This window comes from Edaphobacter flagellatus (genome assembly GCF_025264665.1).
Lineage (GTDB): Bacteria > Acidobacteriota > Terriglobia > Terriglobales > Acidobacteriaceae > Edaphobacter > Edaphobacter flagellatus.
Genome location: NZ_CP073697.1, coordinates 383,015 through 399,510, shown reverse-complemented (window position 1 = coordinate 399,510; position 16,496 = coordinate 383,015). Strand labels below are relative to the sequence as shown.

Annotated in this window: 13 protein-coding genes and 1 riboswitch; of the genes, 8 read left to right on the top strand and 5 right to left on the bottom strand. The window is 58.3% G+C overall.

All coding sequences use genetic code 11. The features are described 5' to 3' along the window. The first annotated feature begins 70 nt into the window (after window positions 1-70). A complete protein-coding gene (locus tag KFE13_RS01665; protein WP_260705390.1) occupies window positions 71-1,660 on the top strand; it encodes a UbiD family decarboxylase in 1,590 nt (529 codons plus the stop codon). Here KFE13_RS01665 and KFE13_RS01660 read toward each other — a convergent pair whose 3' ends face one another. Next, window positions 1,661-2,191, bottom strand: a complete 531-nt coding sequence (locus KFE13_RS01660) for a molybdopterin-dependent oxidoreductase (RefSeq protein ID WP_260705389.1) — start codon at window positions 2,189-2,191, stop codon at window positions 1,661-1,663. It abuts the gene before it with no gap. 80 nt (window positions 2,192-2,271) lie between these two features. On the opposite strand from KFE13_RS01660, the gene KFE13_RS01655 reads away from it, so the two are divergent. From KFE13_RS01655 to KFE13_RS01625, 7 genes are all read left to right on the top strand, one after another. Next, the gene (locus KFE13_RS01655) at window positions 2,272-2,778 is read left to right on the top strand and encodes a NuoI/complex I 23 kDa subunit family protein (protein WP_260705388.1); all 507 of its coding nucleotides are present in this window, start codon (window positions 2,272-2,274) and stop codon (window positions 2,776-2,778) included. Between the two features lie 70 nt (window positions 2,779-2,848). Next, complete coding sequence (locus tag KFE13_RS01650) at window positions 2,849-3,988, top strand: homocysteine S-methyltransferase family protein (RefSeq protein WP_260705387.1); 1,140 nt, start codon at window positions 2,849-2,851, stop codon at window positions 3,986-3,988. Beyond that, window positions 3,985-6,699 carry a methionine synthase gene (gene metH / locus KFE13_RS01645; protein ID WP_260705386.1) on the top strand — a complete coding sequence of 905 codons (2,715 nt, stop codon included), beginning with the start codon at window positions 3,985-3,987 and terminating at the stop codon, window positions 6,697-6,699. Before KFE13_RS01650 ends, metH begins: the two co-directional genes overlap by 4 nt. 119 nt (window positions 6,700-6,818) lie before the next feature. Continuing rightward, window positions 6,819-7,835 carry a carboxypeptidase-like regulatory domain-containing protein gene (locus KFE13_RS01640; RefSeq protein WP_260705385.1) on the top strand — a complete coding sequence of 339 codons (1,017 nt, stop codon included), beginning with the start codon at window positions 6,819-6,821 and terminating at the stop codon, window positions 7,833-7,835. A gap of 102 nt (window positions 7,836-7,937) precedes the next feature. Beyond that, window positions 7,938-8,050, top strand: a riboswitch (SAM riboswitch). Between the two features lie 127 nt (window positions 8,051-8,177). Further along, window positions 8,178-9,464, top strand: a complete 1,287-nt coding sequence (gene thrC, locus KFE13_RS01635) for a threonine synthase (RefSeq protein ID WP_260705384.1) — start codon at window positions 8,178-8,180, stop codon at window positions 9,462-9,464. A gap of 2 nt (window positions 9,465-9,466) precedes the next feature. Beyond that, window positions 9,467-9,748, top strand: a complete 282-nt coding sequence (locus KFE13_RS01630) for a MoaD/ThiS family protein (RefSeq protein WP_260705383.1) — start codon at window positions 9,467-9,469, stop codon at window positions 9,746-9,748. A gap of 139 nt (window positions 9,749-9,887) precedes the next feature. Next, window positions 9,888-10,037: a lmo0937 family membrane protein gene (locus tag KFE13_RS01625; RefSeq protein ID WP_260705382.1), complete on the top strand. Its 150-nt coding sequence runs from the start codon at window positions 9,888-9,890 to the stop codon at window positions 10,035-10,037. Window positions 10,038-10,307: 270 nt separating this feature from the next. Here the strand turns inward: KFE13_RS01625 and lon are convergent, their stop codons facing one another. From lon to tig, 4 genes are all read right to left on the bottom strand, one after another. Continuing rightward, window positions 10,308-12,731 carry an endopeptidase La gene (lon, locus tag KFE13_RS01620; RefSeq protein ID WP_260705381.1) on the bottom strand — a complete coding sequence of 808 codons (2,424 nt, stop codon included), beginning with the start codon at window positions 12,729-12,731 and terminating at the stop codon, window positions 10,308-10,310. 203 nt (window positions 12,732-12,934) lie between these two features. Next, the gene (gene clpX, locus KFE13_RS01615; RefSeq protein ID WP_260705380.1) at window positions 12,935-14,224 is read right to left on the bottom strand and encodes an ATP-dependent Clp protease ATP-binding subunit ClpX; all 1,290 of its coding nucleotides are present in this window, start codon (window positions 14,222-14,224) and stop codon (window positions 12,935-12,937) included. A gap of 199 nt (window positions 14,225-14,423) precedes the next feature. Continuing rightward, window positions 14,424-15,014 (bottom strand): ATP-dependent Clp endopeptidase proteolytic subunit ClpP, encoded by a 591-nt coding sequence (clpP, locus tag KFE13_RS01610; RefSeq protein ID WP_260705379.1) that lies wholly within the window; start codon window positions 15,012-15,014, stop codon window positions 14,424-14,426. 51 nt (window positions 15,015-15,065) lie between these two features. Beyond that, window positions 15,066-16,490 (bottom strand): trigger factor, encoded by a 1,425-nt coding sequence (gene tig, locus KFE13_RS01605; protein WP_260705378.1) that lies wholly within the window; start codon window positions 16,488-16,490, stop codon window positions 15,066-15,068. Window positions 16,491-16,496 lie beyond the last annotated feature (6 nt).

The window sequence follows — 16,496 nt, the reverse complement described above, 5'->3', positions numbered from 1 at the left end:
CTCGTCTTCCATCCCAAGCCGTTACCATAGACCTCGGCTGCGTCTTCTCTGCGCGGCAAGGGAGTGGGAATTGGCTTACGACGATCTTCGTGACTGGATCAACGCACTGCACAAGGCCGGCGAGCTCAAGCGCATCACCGTCGAGGTCGATCCCAACCTCGAGATGGCCGAGATCGCCGACCGCGCCGCGAAGATGGGCAAGGGAACTGCCAGGGCTGGCGGCCCCGCCCTTCTTTTTGAAAACGTCAAGGGCCATCCCGGCACTCGCGTCCTGATGAACCAGTTCGGCAGCGAGCGTCGCATGCGTCTCGCGCTCGAGACCGATTCGCTCGATGCGATCGCCGACCGCATCCGCCTGCTGCTGAAGCCCGAAACCCCGACCACCCTGATGGACAAGCTGAAGATGCTGCCCAAGCTCGCCGAGGTCGGTGGCTTCTTCCCCAAGGTGGTCGCGGCCAAAGACGCCCCCTGCAAGCAGGTCATCCTTCGCGGAGACGAGGTCGATCTCAACCGCGTCCCCATCCTCAAGACCTGGCCACAGGACGGCGGACGCTTCATCACCTTACCCTGCGTCATCACCAAAGACCCCCACACCGGCAAGCGCAACGTCGGCATGTACCGCATGCAGGTCTACGACGGCAAGACGACCGGCATGCACTGGCAGCGTCAAAAGGTCGCCGCCGAACATCTGCGCGAGCGCCTGCGCGCCGCCTCTGCTGATACCGCTGCCTCCGTCGATCTGATGGCTCTCACCGCTGGAGGCACCACCGTAGCCCAGTCACTCGAGTCCATCCCGCAGGCTACGCTCGGTAAGATTCGCGATGGTCGTATGGAGGTCGCCGTCGCCATCGGCACCGATCCGGCAACGACCTTCAGTGCCATCGTCCCCGCACCGCCCGATGTCGAGGAGTACCTCATCGCAGGCTTCCTGCGTCAGAAGCCGCTCGAGCTGGTCAAGGCCGAGACCGTCGATCTCGAAGTCCCCGCCAACGCCGAGTACATCCTCGAAGGCTATGTCGAGCTTGGGGAGCTGCGCACCGAAGGCCCCTTCGGCGATCACACCGGCTTCTACACCATGCAGGACGACTACCCGGTCTTCCACATCACCTGCATCACCCACCGCAAAGACCCAGTCTATGCTGCCACCATCGTCGGCAAGCCGCCCATGGAAGACGCCTGGATGGGCAAGGCCGTCGAGCGTATCTTCCTGCCCCTGATGCAGCTCACGCTACCGGAGATCCGCGACGTCAACCTGCCACCCGAAGGTGTCTTTCATAACCTCATGATCGTGTCGATTAAGAAGTCCTACGCCGGCCACGCCCGCAAGGTGATGAACGGCATCTGGGCGATGGGACAGGCGATGTTCACCAAGTGCATCGTCGTCGTCGACGAAGACTGTGATGTGCAGGACGTCGCTGAGGTCGTTCTTCGCGTCTCCAACAACATCGACCCCGAGCGCGACATCCAGTTCACCCTTGGGCCCGTCGACTCGCTCGACCATGCCAGCCGCCTGCCCAACTACGGCAGCAAGATGGGCATCGACGCCACGCGTAAATGGGCGGCCGAAGGCTTCACCCGTCCCTGGCCCCCTATGCTCACCATGGACGCTGCGGTAAAAGCGCGAGTTGACACAATATGGAAGAAGCTCGGAATCGAGTAGCTACTCGACCGTCACCAGCGTAATCGCTGTCAGATTCCGCACCCACCGTTGAGGCTTCTTGTCTGCACTGTCGATCAGCTTGATCTGCCCATCGTCTCCAAGCGGCTTGCCGTTCATGCTCGTGGCCACAATCACATCGGCGGCATGCTCCGAGCCTTCCACTTCGGTTGCAGAGTAGAGTACCCAATACTTATCCGTACCCTCGGCGCTGATGTAGCTCCGCAACATCTTCCGGTGCGTCGACGGACCGACCGCAAAGCCGTATTTAGCCAGCAGATCACCCAGCGCCACGCCGGTATAGCTTTCATCCGCCTTCGTATGCTCGTTGTGCACGGTAATCGTCTTCTGAGGCATCGCGGCAAGATCGGCGACGCTCAGGGTGGTCGATTTACCGTCTACGGTGACCTTCAACTCAGTTGAAACCGGCGCTTTGGCGTGCTGATGCTCGGTTGCAGCCTGTCCAAAGGCAAAGCAGGAGGTGGCGGTAACCATCGCAATCGCCAGCAGAAGAGAGGACCGTCGATCTGTCATGGCACTATCCTAACCTCAGGCTGCTCACTTGGGATCGAGATGCCGCAGAGCGAATGGGTCGCTCAGGCTATACTTAATGCATGTCCATCGTTCGCAACGCCACCGCTATCGTCAAAGGAATGAGCGTCACGCTGAGAGAGGCCTTTCAGCCGACTGAGGTAGAGAACTACCCCGACGGTAAAGGACCCATGCGTGGTGCCAAGTTCCAGGAGCGTTTCCGCGGGAAGCACCAGTTGCAGCGTGACGAAAATGGCCTGGAAAAATGCGTTGCCTGCTTCCTGTGCGCGGCCGCCTGCCCCTCGAACTGCATCTACATCGAAGCGGCAGAAAACACCGCCGAGCATCGCATTTCCTCGTCCGAGCGCTATGCCAAGGTCTACAACATCGACTACAACCGCTGCATCTTCTGCGGTTACTGTGTCGAGGCCTGCCCGACAGACGCCATCACGCACGGCCACGGTTTCGAGCTGGCATCGCTGAACGCCACCACCCTGGTTATGCGTAAGGAAGACCTGCTGGTTTCCAGTGGTCCGCACATGCCCGACGCCGTGCTTTCAGACCGCGACCAGGCCGATATACTCGCCTGATTTCAAGGTATTAGGAAACATCGTTGCAGCGGCCTTCCGTGCTTCAGTCAGGCGGAAAGTGCATCGCGCAATGTCCGAAGGACGTCAGATAAAGATGATCACTCGTCAGCATCCTCTTGAAAAGATTCTCGAGAACCGGATTGCCATCATCGATGGAGCGATGGGCACAACCATCCGCACCTACGATATGAAAGAGGCGGACATCCGCGGCGAGCGGTTCAAAGATGCGAAGAAGGACCTGCTGAATAACGGCGATCTCTTCTCGCTCACGCAGCCCGTGATGATCGGCGACATTCACCGTCGTTTTCTCGAAGCGGGTGCCGACATCATCGAGACCAATACCTTCGGCGCAACCAGCATCGCCCAGAGCGAGTTCTTCGTCGACGACCCGCGCGAGCACGGCGGGCGCAAAGATCCCGAGTTCTATCAGAAAATCATCGACAACCGCATGCTCAGCGACCTTGCGTGGGAGATCAACGAGCAGTCTTCGCGTCAGTGTCGTGAGTGGGCCGACCGTGTCGCCAACCAGACCGGCCGTCAGCGCTTCGTCGCTGGAGCTATCGGACCGTTGACCGTCTCGCTCTCGAACTCGCCCGATGCCGACGACCCCGGCTTCCGCGTCGTCACCTTTGATCAGGTGAAGACCGCCTACGCCGAACAGGTGCGCGCGCTTATCGCTGGCGGCTCCGACCTGCTTCTGGTCGAGACGATCTTCGACTCACTCAACGCCAAGGCCGCGCTCGTTGCCATCCGCGAGGTCTTCGACGAAGACGGTCTCACCGCACAGGGAAGAGAACTGCCCATCATGATCTCCGCTGCCGTCGGTCGCGGTGGCGAGACGATGATCTCCGCGCAGACCGTCGAGGCCTTCTGGAATGCAGTCGAGCATGCCAACCCGCTCTCCGTTGGACTCAACTGCTCGCTCGGCCCGGATCTGATGTATCCCTTTCTCGAAGAGCTGTCCGGGAAATCAAGTGCCGCCATCTCGGCCTATCCAAACGCTGGCCTGCCCAATCCGCTTTCGCCCACCGGCTTCGACTTCCAGCCCGAAGACATGGCTCGTTACCTTGGCGACTTCGCGCGAGGCAGCCTCATCAACATCGCGGGCGGCTGCTGCGGGAACACACCCGAGCACATCGCGGCTATCGCGAAGGCGCTCGAAGGCCAGGCTCCACGCAGCCTTCGTCGACACACTGAGGTTGCAGCGTGAACGAAGCCTCAACCATAGAAACCAAACCGCTTCGTCTCTCAGGCTCGCAGCCCTTCACGCAGCAGCCCGGCGTCTTCATGATGATTGGCGAGCGGACAAACGTAGCCGGTTCGCCCAGGTTTGCGCGTCTCATCAAAGAAGGCAAGTACGAAGAGGCCGTCAGTATCGCCCGCCAGCAGGTAGAGAACGGCGCCAATGTCCTCGATATCTGCATGGATGAGGGCATGATCGATGGCGTGCAGGCCATGACACGCTTCCTGCAGCTGCTCGCCAGCGAGCCCGAAGTCGCCAAGGTCCCTTTCATGGTCGACTCCTCCAAGTGGGCAGTCATCGAAGCCGGGCTCAAATGCCTTCAGGGCAAGGGAATCGTCAACTCCATCTCTCTGAAGGAAGGCGAGGAGACGTTCCGCAAGCACGCCCGTACGGTGCTCAAGTATGGCGCAGCCGTCGTCGTCATGGCCTTCGATGAGCAGGGACAGGCAGCCACCTACGAAGACAAGATCCGCATCTGCGAACGCGCCTATCGCATCCTCGTCGAGATGGGCTTCCCGCCACAGGACATCATCTTCGATCCCAACATCCTCACCGTCGCCACCGGCATGGAGGAGCACAACAACTACGCCGTCGACTTCATCAACGCGACACGCTGGATCAAGGCGAACCTTCCGCACGCCAAGGTCTCCGGCGGCGTCTCCAACATCTCCTTCAGCTTTCGCGGCAATAACAAAGTCCGCGAAGCCATGCACGCGGCGTTTCTCTATCATGCCATCGCCGCTGGGCTCGACATGGGCATCGTCAACGCCGGCCAGCTTGAGATCTACGAAGAGATCGAGCCCGAGCTCAAGACGCTTGTCGAAGACGTCCTGCTCAATCGCCGCCCCGATGCCACCGAGCGTCTCGTTGACTTTGGCGAAGCGCTCAAAGCTGCTGGTACCGACTCTGTCGCAACCGAGAAGAAGGCCGAAGCATGGCGCACCGGTACTGTCGAAGAGCGCCTTACCCACGCTCTCGTCAAAGGCGTCGACACGTATATCGAGATCGACACCGAGGAAGCGCGTGCAAAGCTGGGCCGTCCGCTCCTGGTTATCGAAGGCCCGCTGATGAGCGGCATGAGTGTCGTCGGCGATCTCTTCGGCGCAGGCAAGATGTTTCTGCCTCAGGTCGTCAAATCAGCTCGCGTCATGAAAAAGGCGGTCGCCTACCTTACGCCGTTTATGGAGGAGGAGAAGGCAGCCCTCGCCGCCGCAGGCAAAGAGGTCAGGACGCAAGGCAAGATCGTTCTCGCCACCGTCAAGGGAGACGTGCACGACATCGGCAAAAACATTGTCGGAGTAGTCCTCGCCTGCAACAACTACGAAGTCATCGACCTCGGCGTGATGGTTCCTGCTGAAAAAATCCTCGAGCGCGCCAAAGAGGTCAAGGCAGACATTATCGGCCTCAGCGGCCTCATCACTCCATCGCTCGATGAGATGGTGCACGTCGCCCGCGAGATGGAGCGCCAGGGCTTCAAGCAGCCTCTGCTCATTGGCGGAGCAACCACGAGCCGTGCCCATACTGCCATCAAGATTGCTCCGCACTACAGCGAGCCCGTCGTGCATGTGCTCGACGCCAGCCGCGCCGTTCCCGTCTCCACCAGCCTCCTGAGCGAAGAGAGCCGCGAAGCCTTCATCAAGCAGCATCGCGCCGAATACGAATCCGTGCGCCGCTCACACGCTGCACCTCGTCTCACCGCCGTGCCGCTTGAGACTGCCCGCGCCCGCCGCACTCCCATCGAGTGGCGCGCCGAAGACATTGCCGTGCCTTCATTCACCGGCATCCGCGTGCTCGACAACTTCCCGCTCGCAACCCTGCGCGAGTTCATCGACTGGTCCCCCTTCTTCCACGCCTGGGGACTCAAAGGCATCTATCCGCGCATTCTCGATCATGAAGAATACGGGGCACAGGCTCGCCAGCTTCTCAAGGAAGGCAACGCGCTCCTCGATCGCATAATCGAGAACAATCTCATCACCGCGCGCGGCGTCTACGGGATCTTCCCAGCCAACGCCGTAAGCGACGACGTTGAGCTCTACACCGACGCCACACGCTCCACCATCCTCACGCGCTTCCACTTCCTGCGCCAGCAGGTCAATCGCGAAGGCAACGAGCCCTGCCGCTCGCTCTCCGACTTCATTGCACCGAAACAGACCGGCCTCGCCGACACCATTGGAGCCTTCGCTGTCACTAGCGGCATCGGCCTCAAAGCACTCTGCGAGCGCTTCCGTGCCGATAACGACGACTACTCCGCCATCATGGCCGAGGCCATCGCCGACCGCCTCGCCGAAGCCTTCGCCGAATGCCTGCACAAGTGCGTGCGTCAGGAGTGGGGTTACGGAGCAAGCGAGAACCTCAGTAACGAAGACCTCATCCACGAAAAATATCGCGGCATCCGTCCCGCCCCTGGCTATCCTGCCTGCCCCGATCACACCGAGAAGGGAACCATCTGGAGCCTGCTCGACGTCGAAGCCAACACCGGCATACAGATCACCGAATCCTTCGCCATGTGGCCCGGCTCCAGCATCAGCGGGCTCTATTTCGCGCATCCTGAATCGCGTTATTTCTCGCTCGGTAAGATCGATCGCGATCAGGTTGCCGACTATCACCAGCGCAAAGGCATGACCATTGCCGAGGTCGAGCGTTGGCTGGGACCGAATCTCAATTACGACCCTTCCTGAGCCGCACCTGCTTTCAGGTACATAGAAATCTTCGATGTAACGGACTTGTAAACAATCGCAAATACCCGCATCGTTCCTGATGTTTAAGCATCTGCATTAGAGGTGGGTGCCTCAGCATAATGCAGATCAGACGGCTATTGCTACTCGTGTTTCTCTGGAGCGTATCGCTCATTGCGAAGGCCCAGCTGGCGTCTGGTCCCGAGCCGCAGCCCGGAAGCATCGTAGGCACGGTCGTCGACGCGGATGGCGGAGTCATCCCGAATGCGGCTGTAACTGTCGATGGCCCACAGCCTAATGATCATCAAGCCATAATGACAAGCAGTGACGGCTCGTTTACGCTCAGCGGCGTTCACCCGGCAGTTTCGCTTCATGTCGCCGTATCGGCCAAAGGATTCGCCGATTGGAGTTCATCTCCGATCACGCTCGCACCGGGCCAGCAATGGGATCTCTCAGAGATCAAGCTCAAGATATCGCTTGTCGAAACATCCGTCACCGCAGTCACGCAGGAAGAGCTGGCGCTCGAGCAGGTACATGCTGCTGAGCAGCAGCGCGTCTTTGGTATCGTGCCCAACTTCTACATTGCGTACGATCCCAACACCGTGCCTCTGACCTCGAAGATGAAGTTCGATCTCGCGCTCAAGGCGTCTACCGATGTCGTAACCTTCGCGGGCGCAGGTTTTCTCGCCGGCATCAATCAGGCGGCCGACACCCCAAACTACGTGCAGGGAGCCAAAGGCTACGGCCAGCGCTTCGGTGCAGCCTATGCCGATGGCGCCACAGGCATTCTCATCGGAGGCGCCATCCTGCCATCCCTTCTTCATCAGGACCCACGTTATTTCTATCGAGGAACCGGTACCGTCAGGTCGCGCATGCTTCACGCCCTGTCTGCTCCTTTTTGGGCCAGGGGAGACAATGGCAAGTGGCAGATCAACTATTCCAGCATCGGCGGCGATCTCGCATCCGGAGCGATTTCCAATCTCTACTACCCACCGTCGAACCGCGGCGCAGGACTCGTCTTCACGACAGTGGCAACCACAACCGCAGGCCGCATGGCCAATGCACTCGCGCAGGAGTTCATCCTGAGCAAATTCACCACGCGCGCCAAAAACAAGACGCTGGAGCATGGCGCGGAATGAACCGCTACGTCTCAGGGAAGCAGGCGATTCTTGCAGCACCTGTTTACCTGTGATACAACATATCTATTCAGTCTGTTGCGGGATATCCCAACACAGACGCGAATTTCATGAAGAGTGGTTGAGGGACGAGCCCTGTGACGCCACGACAACCGGCCTGAAACCATTATTTCGGGCGACCGGTGTCAACTCTCTCCTGGAAACAGGGAACATGAGATTCGAGGGGCATACCCCATTGGCCCCACGAACTTCAGTCCACCCCGGACTGTATGTGCCTTTGCATATGCAGTTCTTCCTCGAGAGACGTCACAGCGCAGTTACCTCTTCCTCTCCGGAGAGAGCGTAATGAGCTATTCGTGTTCGGCTGTGGCGTATGAGTTGAAGTGCAATGAGTGCGGCAAACGGTTCGGCAATCAGCCCCTCTCGGCCTGCCCCGACTGCCTGGCCCCTCTTGAAGTCACCTACGATCTCGATGCAGCACGCGGCGTATTTACCCGCGAGGCCATCGCTCAGGGACCGGCCAACATCTGGCGCTATGCCACGCTGCTGCCTCTGCCCAAGGGGTTCCAGCCCGACCTGCCTGTAGGCTTCACGCCGCTCGTCCGCGCAAAGAACCTCGGCAAGCGCATCGGTGCCAACCATCTCTACGTCAAGAACGACGCCGTCTGCTTCCCGACGCTCAGCTTCAAAGACCGTGTCGTTTCCGTCGCACTCGCCAACGCACAGGGCTTCGGCTTCGAGACCGTCGGCTGCTCCTCGACCGGCAACCTCGCCAACTCCGTTGCCGCTCAGGCCGTGCGTCTCGGCCTCAAGGCCTGCGTTCTGGTGCCTGCCGACCTCGAGCCCGCCAAGATCCTCAACACGCAGGTCTACGGCGCACGCCTCGTACGCATCGACGGCAATTACGACCACGTCAACCGCCTCTGCACCCTCATCGCCGACGAATACAACTGGGGCTTCGTCAACGTCAATCTCCGCCCCTACTACGCCGAGGGTTCGAAGACTGTTGGCTACGAGATCGCCGAGCAGCTCGGCTGGCGTCTTCCCGACAACGTTGTCGTCCCCATGGCTGGTGGCTCTCTCATTCGCAAGATTCGCAAAGCATTCCAGGAGCTCATCTACCTCGGCCTCGTCGAAGACAAGCCCGTCCGCTTCTTCGGCGCTCAGGCCACCGGCTGCTCGCCCATCTCGCATGCCGTCAAGCAGGGCTGGGACTACATTGAGCCGCAGCGCCCCAACACCATCGCACGCTCGCTCGCGATCGGCAATCCGGCCGACGGCCCGGCAGCCGCTAAGATGATCCAGCAGACCGGCGGATGGGCTGAGGACGTCTCCGACGTCGAGGTCGTCTCCGGCATCCAGGAGCTTGCCGAGACCGAAGGCATCTTCACCGAGACCGCTGGCGGCGTCACCACCGCCGTTACCGCGCGTCTCTACGCTCTGGGCCGCATCTCGCCCGACGAGGTCACCGTCAGCTGCATCACCGGCAACGGTCTCAAGACGACCGATGCGCTCGTCGGCCACTATCAGCAGGAGCGCGCCGTCCGTCCGCGCCTGGCTGACTTCGACGCTTATCTCCGCGAGCTCGACGGTGTCGCGGAGCCCGAACTTGCAGTTGCAGGAGGAAATTGAACGTGTCTATCAAAGTAACCCTTCCGACCGCTTTCACCCGGCACACCGCTGGCAAGAAGCAGTTTGACTCTCCGGCTGAGAACCTTTCAGCCCTGCTGGCCGACATCGACCAGACCTTCCCGGCGCTCTCGACGCAGATCAAGGGTGAGGATGGCAAGCTTCGCCGCTTCATCAACATCTATGTCAACGACGAAGACATCCGCTTCCTCGGTGGAGAGGCCTATACCTTCCAGGATGGCGACGAAGTCATGCTCATCCCTTCCATTGCAGGCGGCCTTCTCTAGCCTCAACGTTCATGCAACCTAAAGAGCGCATCCCAATGGGTGCGCTCTTTTCCATTGGCCAGACAACGGATAGACGGGGTTTTACCCTCCTACCTGAAAAGCACGGGTCGTAAACCCCTGAGAGAGGAAATATCAAATTATGTTTCTTATACTTGCGATTGTTCTGGTTGCACTTTGGCTGGGCGGCTTCCTGGTCTTCAAGACGGCGGGAATTTTTATCCATTTGCTGCTGATCCTGGCTGTCTTGTCCATCATCATGCATTTTGTCAGCGGTCGGCGATCGGTCTAGCTTACGAATCTTGTCAAGCCCCCTTAAATTGTAACTTGCACATAACAAAGCGAATAAGCCTCGAAAAAAGTGCCGATTCCCCCCCACCCGTTTTGCTACACTGGAATTCAGTGGGAGAAAACAATAGCCCCCGGCCAGACCGGGGGCTATCTTCTTTAGAATCTACATTTTTAGGTTTAACCGGTTTGTTATCAATATTTTGCGCTGTGTAAAACGCATAAATAAAACAAACCAGAAGGTTTAGCCCATAGAAGGGGGGAGGGGGCCCCCCTACTGGCGCGCCGTCGGTTGGGGCACCTCGATCGACGGTGGGAGCACCGCGCCCAGCGCCTCCGGAGCCTCTTCCTTCAGCTCTGGCAGCTTGCCCTCCAGGGCAATCTGCAGCACCTGATCCATATCTGCGACGAAGTGCAGCTTCATCGACGTCTTCAACAGCTCAGGAAGATCAGCCAGATCCTTCTGGTTGTCTTCAGGGAGAATCGCCTCGAAGATCCCTGCGCGATGCGCAGCCAGCAGCTTCTCCTTCAGACCGCCGATCGGAAGCACCTTGCCGCGCAGCGTGACTTCGCCGGTCATCGCAATGTCGCGACGAACCTTGATCTTGGTCAGTGCGCTCGCCAGCCCGGTCGCAAGCGTGATGCCCGCCGAAGGACCGTCCTTCGGAATCGCTCCCTCAGGGACGTGAACATGGATATCGACGTTGCGATAGAAGTCCTTCGCCAGCCCCAGCTGCGGCGCGCGCGAACGGATATAGCTCAGAGCAGCCTGAGCCGACTCCTGCATCACATCGCCAAGCTGTCCCGTCGTCGTCAGCTTGCCTTTGCCGTCCAGAACCTGAACCTCGGTCTGCAGAATCGAGCCACCAACTTCGGTCCAGGCCAATCCGGTAACAAGCCCGACCTCGCTCTTCTCATGCACCTGCGAATCGCGGAACTTCGCCACGCCAAGCAGATCGGCAATATTGTCCGCCGTAATCGTCTCCTTGTGCGTCGGACCATTCTTCACCACGCGACGCGCGACTTTGCGGCAGACATTACCGATCTCGCGCTCGAGATTGCGAACGCCAGCTTCGCGCGTATAGGCACGAATAATCTGCCGGATTGCATCGTCCTCGAACAGGATCTGCTCTTCCGTCAGGCCAGTCGCCTCGCGCTGCTTCTTGACCAGATACTGCTTGGCGATTTCAAGCTTCTCGATCTCGGTATAACCGTGCAGACGCAGAATCTCCATGCGATCCTGCAGCGGCCCGGGAATCGTGTGCAGCACATTCGCGGTCGCAACAAACAGAACCTGTGACAGATCGTATTCGACGTCGAGATAGTGATCCTGGAACGAAGTGTTCTGCTCAGGATCGAGAACCTCAAGCAGAGCGCTCGCCGGATCGCCGCGGAAGTCCGAAGCCATCTTGTCGATCTCATCCAGCATGAAGACCGGATTCTTCGTCCCTGCCTTCTTCATCGACTGAATGATCTGCCCCGGCAAAGCGCCGATGTAAGTGCGACGATGGCCGCGAATCTCGGCCTCATCGCGAACGCCGCCCAGCGACATACGCACAAATTTGCGTCCCGTCGCCTTCGCGATCGACATGCCCAGCGAAGTCTTACCGACGCCTGGAGGCCCAACGAAGCAGAGAATCGACCCCTTCGGATTCTTCACCAACTGACGAACAGCAAGGAACTCAAGAATGCGCTCCTTGATCTTCTCAAGGCCGTAATGGTCCTCGTTCAAAACCTTCTCGGCATAATCGATAGAACGAATGTCCTTGGACTTCTTTTTCCACGGCACAGCCAGCAGCCAGTCGAGATAGTTGCGCGACACTGTCGACTCGGCCGACATTGGAGGCATTGCTTCCAGCTTCTTCAACTCCTGCAGCGACTTGTCCAGCGCTTCCTTCGGCATGCCGGCAGCTTCGATCTTCTTCTTCAGCTCATCGAACTCCGACTTCTCACCGCGGCCAAGCTCCTTCTGGATCGCCTTAATCTTCTCGTTGAGGTAATACTCTTTCTGCGCCTTCTCCATCTGCCGCTTCACGCGCGACTGAATCGTGCGATCCATGTTCAGCTTTTCAATGGCGAGGTCGAGCACGTCGGCGACGCGTACTAGACGTTGCTCAGGATCGAAGACCTCAAGCAACTGTTGCTTTTCTTCGATAGGAAGTTGCAGGTTTGCCGCGATGATATCGGCTAGCTTTGCAGGCTCATCAGGACGTACGCTCGCAGCCATCGTCTCGTAGTTCAGCGACTGCTGTAGCTTCACGTACTGCTCAAACAACGAGTGAACACGCTGCATCAACTGCTCGACCTGAGGCGTCTGCTCCAGCTGTGTTTTTCCTGTGCGAACCGTAGCGACAAAGAAGCCGTCCGAATCGTTCACTTCAATCGCGCGTGCACGCTCAACACCTTCAACCAGAACCTTGATGTTGCCGTCCGGCATCTTGACGCTCTGCACAATGTTGCCGATTGTTCCGGTTGCATAGATGTCATCAGCTGTTGGCTCGTCGATCGAGGCATCGTGCTGCGTTGCCAGAAAGATCTTGCGGTCACCCGAAAGCGCCTCTTCCAGAGCACGCACGCTGGATTCGCGGCCCACGACAAACGGAGTCATCATGTGCGGGAAGATGACCATGTCGCGGATGGGCATCATGGGAAGTTTGCGGACGTCTGTGCTTAATGTTTCTTTCGTCGGATTACTCATCGCTCTCCCCAATTAGACGCGTGGGAAACGGCAACGATGCACCGTCCGCCTGCGCGTGGTTTCCAGTGATTGTAATGCTTCAGACCGCATTCTGCTCCATAGAGAATAGGGAAGGGAGGAGCGAAAGAGGTTCAAGGCAAAAGATTTGCACAGGCCGAAGCCTGTGCATTCTCCATATGCTTTACTCGGCGAAAGATTGCGCCTCAGCCAGCTTTTTCAAGCAGAACAGGCAAAGTGAGATCGCGATTCTTCACCATCGCTTCGGTGATGACAATTTCCTTCACCTTCTTGTTGCCGGGAACGTGATACATCAGGTCGAGCATCAGCTCTTCGATGATCATGCGCAGACCGCGTGCACCTACCTTGCGCATGAGCGCCTCGCGAGCAATCGCGCGTGCAGCCTCATCGCTGAAGGTGACCTTCACGCCCTCAAAGTCAAACAGCTTCGAGTACTGCTTCAGAATGGCGTTGCGTGGCTTGGTGAGAATCTCGATCAAAGCGGCCTCATCCAACTCGTCGAGAATGCCCATGACCGGAAGACGACCGACAAATTCCGGAATGAGTCCGTACTTGAGTAAATCCTGCGGTTCAGCCTGACGTAGCAATTCCGAGTCGCGCTGAGCGCGGATCGGCATCACTTCGCCTTCCTTCGCTTCAGCATCGGCGGCAGCGGCGCGGAAACCGAGAGCCTTCTTGCCTACGCGCCGTCCGATGACCTTCTCAAGTCCAACAAAGGCGCCACCGCAGATGAAGAGGATGTTCGTGGTATCAACCGCCGTGAACTCTTGGTGCGGATGCTTACGGCCGCCCTGCGGAGGAACATTGGCTACGGTGCCTTCGAGAATCTTCAACAAGGCCTGCTGAACGCCTTCGCCGGAAACATCACGGGTGATCGAGGGGTTCTCGTCCTTGCGTCCAATCTTGTCGATCTCGTCGATATAGATGATGCCGCACTGTGCGCGAGCAACGTCACCATCGGCAGCCTGCAAAAGCTTAAGAATGATGTTCTCGACATCCTCGCCAACATAGCCAGCTTCAGTCAACGTGGTCGCGTCAACAATCGCGAACGGAACGTCGAGCATCTTAGCAAGTGTGTGCGCAAGAAGCGTCTTGCCGGAACCTGTAGGACCAACCAGAAGAATGTTTGACTTCGCCAGCTCCACTTCGTTCCCGCGCGTCTTGTTCATTTGAATGCGCTTGTAGTGGTTGTAGACGGCAACGGCAAGCTTCTTTTTCGTCGTTTCCTGCCCGATCACGTACTCGTCGAGGAATGCTTTCACTTCCTGCGGCTTGGGAAGGTGTGCCGGCGCCGCGCCGGGCTGAGCCTCGGAGCGGTCGTCTTCAAGGATGGAGTTGCACACGGCCACGCACTCATCACAGATGTAGGCGCGGGGATAGTCGGAAGGGGAGGAGATCAGCTTAGCGACAGCGTCCTGAGATTTGTGGCAGAAAGAACAGCGAAGCGATTCCTCTGAGCCCCTTGATGTTTTCATAGATGCGGCAACTCCTGGCGAAGCGGTGCAGGGAAAACTGTTATCAGTCTACACCTGTTTCAGATTTGTAAAGAGCGGCGGGAAGGTTCAGCAGGTACACCAAGGAGGTACATCCCAGCATTACGAAGGTGGTATGTACGAAATAACTTCAGGGACCAGAGACATGAGCTCTGGCCCCTGAATGATTGATTCCAGAAGACTAAGTGCGTGGCCGATCAATGATGTCATCGATGATGCCATACTCCTTGGCCTGCGACGCCGTCATGATGAAATCGCGCTCCACGTCCCGCTCGATCCTCTCAAGCGTCTGGCCCGTGCTGGCGCTCATCAGCTTATTGGTAATCTCGCGGATACGAAGAATCTCGCGTGCGTGGATGTCGATGTCGGTGGCCTGTCCGCTTAGGCCGCCCATGGACGGCTGGTGGATCAGGATGCGTGAGTTTGGCAGAGCGAAGCGCTTGCCCTTCTTGCCTGCCATCAACAGGAAGGCTCCCATCGAAGCTGCCTGACCAATGCAGAACGTCACCACATCGTTCTTGATGTACTGCATCGTGTCGTAGATCGCCAGGCCGGCTGTGATCGAGCCGCCTGGTGAGTTGATGTATAGCTGAATATCTTTTTCCGGATCCTCGCCGCTCAGAAACAGCATCTGCGCGATGATGACGTTGGCGATATTGTCGTCAATCGGCGTCCCAAGAAAAATGATGTTGTCGCGAAGCAGACGGCTGTAGATGTCGTAAGCGCGCTCGCCACGACTCGTCTGTTCGATCACCATCGGTACCAGTCCCATAACGCTCTCTTTCTTTCGTTGAAGTCAGGTTGTGAGCTGAGGGGATTACTGCTACGAGGCTAATTTCTCGTAGAGCACGCTTGCAGTTTTCTCGCGGCGCATCTGTTCGCGAATCCTATCCAGACTGCCGTCGTTCTTTAGGCGATCACGCAGCGTCTCCAGCGGCTCGCGTGACTGGAGCGAGAGCATCAGAAGCTCGCGGTCCATGTCCTCGTCGCTGACAGCTACGTTTTCCTGCTCGCCGATCTTATCGAGAATCAGCGATGCCTTGACTTCATTCAGTGCCTGTCCGCGCTGTGCTTCGCGCAGGCGTCCGAAGTCGAGCTGGCGCATCGCTTCCGGCGTCATGCCTTGCTGCGCAAGCGCGCGAAGACCACGGTCGAGACGCGCATCCACCTGCTGCTGCACAAATGATTCGGGAACAGGGAACTGGAACTTCTGCACAAGTTCGTCGAGCATCTTGTCGCGTGCCTGGCTCTCGAGTGCGCTCTTCTTGCGGTCGGCCGCCATCTCGCGCAACTTCGCCTCGAAGTCCTCCCAGCTCTCGTAGTTGCCAAGCTGCTTGGCGAACTCAGCATCACGCTCCGGATAGTTCTTCTTTTTGATGGCCTTCACTGTTACGTCGTAGCTCACTGTCTGACCTGCAAGACGCTTCTCACCGAACTCAGCCGGATACGGCACTTCGAAGGTCAGCTCCTGGCCGGGTTTCGTTCCGCGCAGAGCATCCGTGAATGCAGGAAGCGTATTCTTGCCACCGATCTCAACCAGCACGTCGTCGCCGGTGATTGGCTCATTCGTGTTTGTGTTTTCGAGGCCATCCTCCGTCACCGTCTGTGCGAGGTCCTTCACTTCGCCCTTGAAGGTGATCTCGGCCCAATCACCGTCGGCAAGAGGGCGCTCATCGGCAACAGGCTCAACCGTTGCATGGCTATCGAGAACGCGAGAGAGCTCTGCCTGGTATTCATCCTCGGTCAGGGCGACATCTGGTTTCGCGATCTTCACGGTATCGTAGCCATTCACATTGATCTCGGGAGCAACCTCGAAGACCGCTTTGAATTTCAGTGGCTGACCATCGTGTAGATGCAGATCGAGTAGCTGAGGTTGAGAAATGGGGCGCAACTGCTGCTCTTCAATCGCTTTCTGAAAGCGCACCGAGACAAGGGCTTCCAGAACTTCCTGCCGCAGCTCCTTGGCAAACTTGGTCCGCACGAGCGACTCCGGCACCTTGCCTGCGCGGAAGCCGGGAATACGCGCCAGTTTCTGATAACGCTTGGTCACACTTTTGAAAGTCTTCGAAACCTTATCAGCAGGGACCTCGACTTCAATCTCGCGGGTCAGCTCTGGGTTCAGCGAAGGGCCATGGTGGTGATGCTCATGGTCGTGATCGTGGTCATGCGCATGCGTGTGCTCTGCATCTGTCTGCGGCTCCGCAGCTACGTTGGTCTCTGTCGTCTCAGTTGGGGTGGTCAAATCCATGCCTTC

What these genes read in the sequence shown, in the direction of transcription:
- KFE13_RS01660 (WP_260705389.1), bottom strand. Translation starts at nt 2,191, where the DNA reads ATGACAGATCGACGGTCCTCTCTTCTGCTGGCGATTGCGATGGTTACC.
- KFE13_RS01655 (WP_260705388.1), top strand. Translation starts at nt 2,272, where the DNA reads ATGTCCATCGTTCGCAACGCCACCGCTATCGTCAAAGGAATGAGCGTC.
- KFE13_RS01650 (WP_260705387.1), top strand. Translation starts at nt 2,849, where the DNA reads ATGTCCGAAGGACGTCAGATAAAGATGATCACTCGTCAGCATCCTCTT.
- KFE13_RS01640 (WP_260705385.1), top strand. Translation starts at nt 6,819, where the DNA reads ATGCAGATCAGACGGCTATTGCTACTCGTGTTTCTCTGGAGCGTATCG.
- thrC (WP_260705384.1), top strand. Translation starts at nt 8,178, where the DNA reads ATGAGCTATTCGTGTTCGGCTGTGGCGTATGAGTTGAAGTGCAATGAG.
- KFE13_RS01625 (WP_260705382.1), top strand. Translation starts at nt 9,888, where the DNA reads ATGTTTCTTATACTTGCGATTGTTCTGGTTGCACTTTGGCTGGGCGGC.
- lon (WP_260705381.1), bottom strand. Translation starts at nt 12,731, where the DNA reads ATGAGTAATCCGACGAAAGAAACATTAAGCACAGACGTCCGCAAACTT.
- clpX (WP_260705380.1), bottom strand. Translation starts at nt 14,224, where the DNA reads ATGAAAACATCAAGGGGCTCAGAGGAATCGCTTCGCTGTTCTTTCTGC.
- clpP (WP_260705379.1), bottom strand. Translation starts at nt 15,014, where the DNA reads ATGGGACTGGTACCGATGGTGATCGAACAGACGAGTCGTGGCGAGCGC.
- tig (WP_260705378.1), bottom strand. Translation starts at nt 16,490, where the DNA reads ATGGATTTGACCACCCCAACTGAGACGACAGAGACCAACGTAGCTGCG.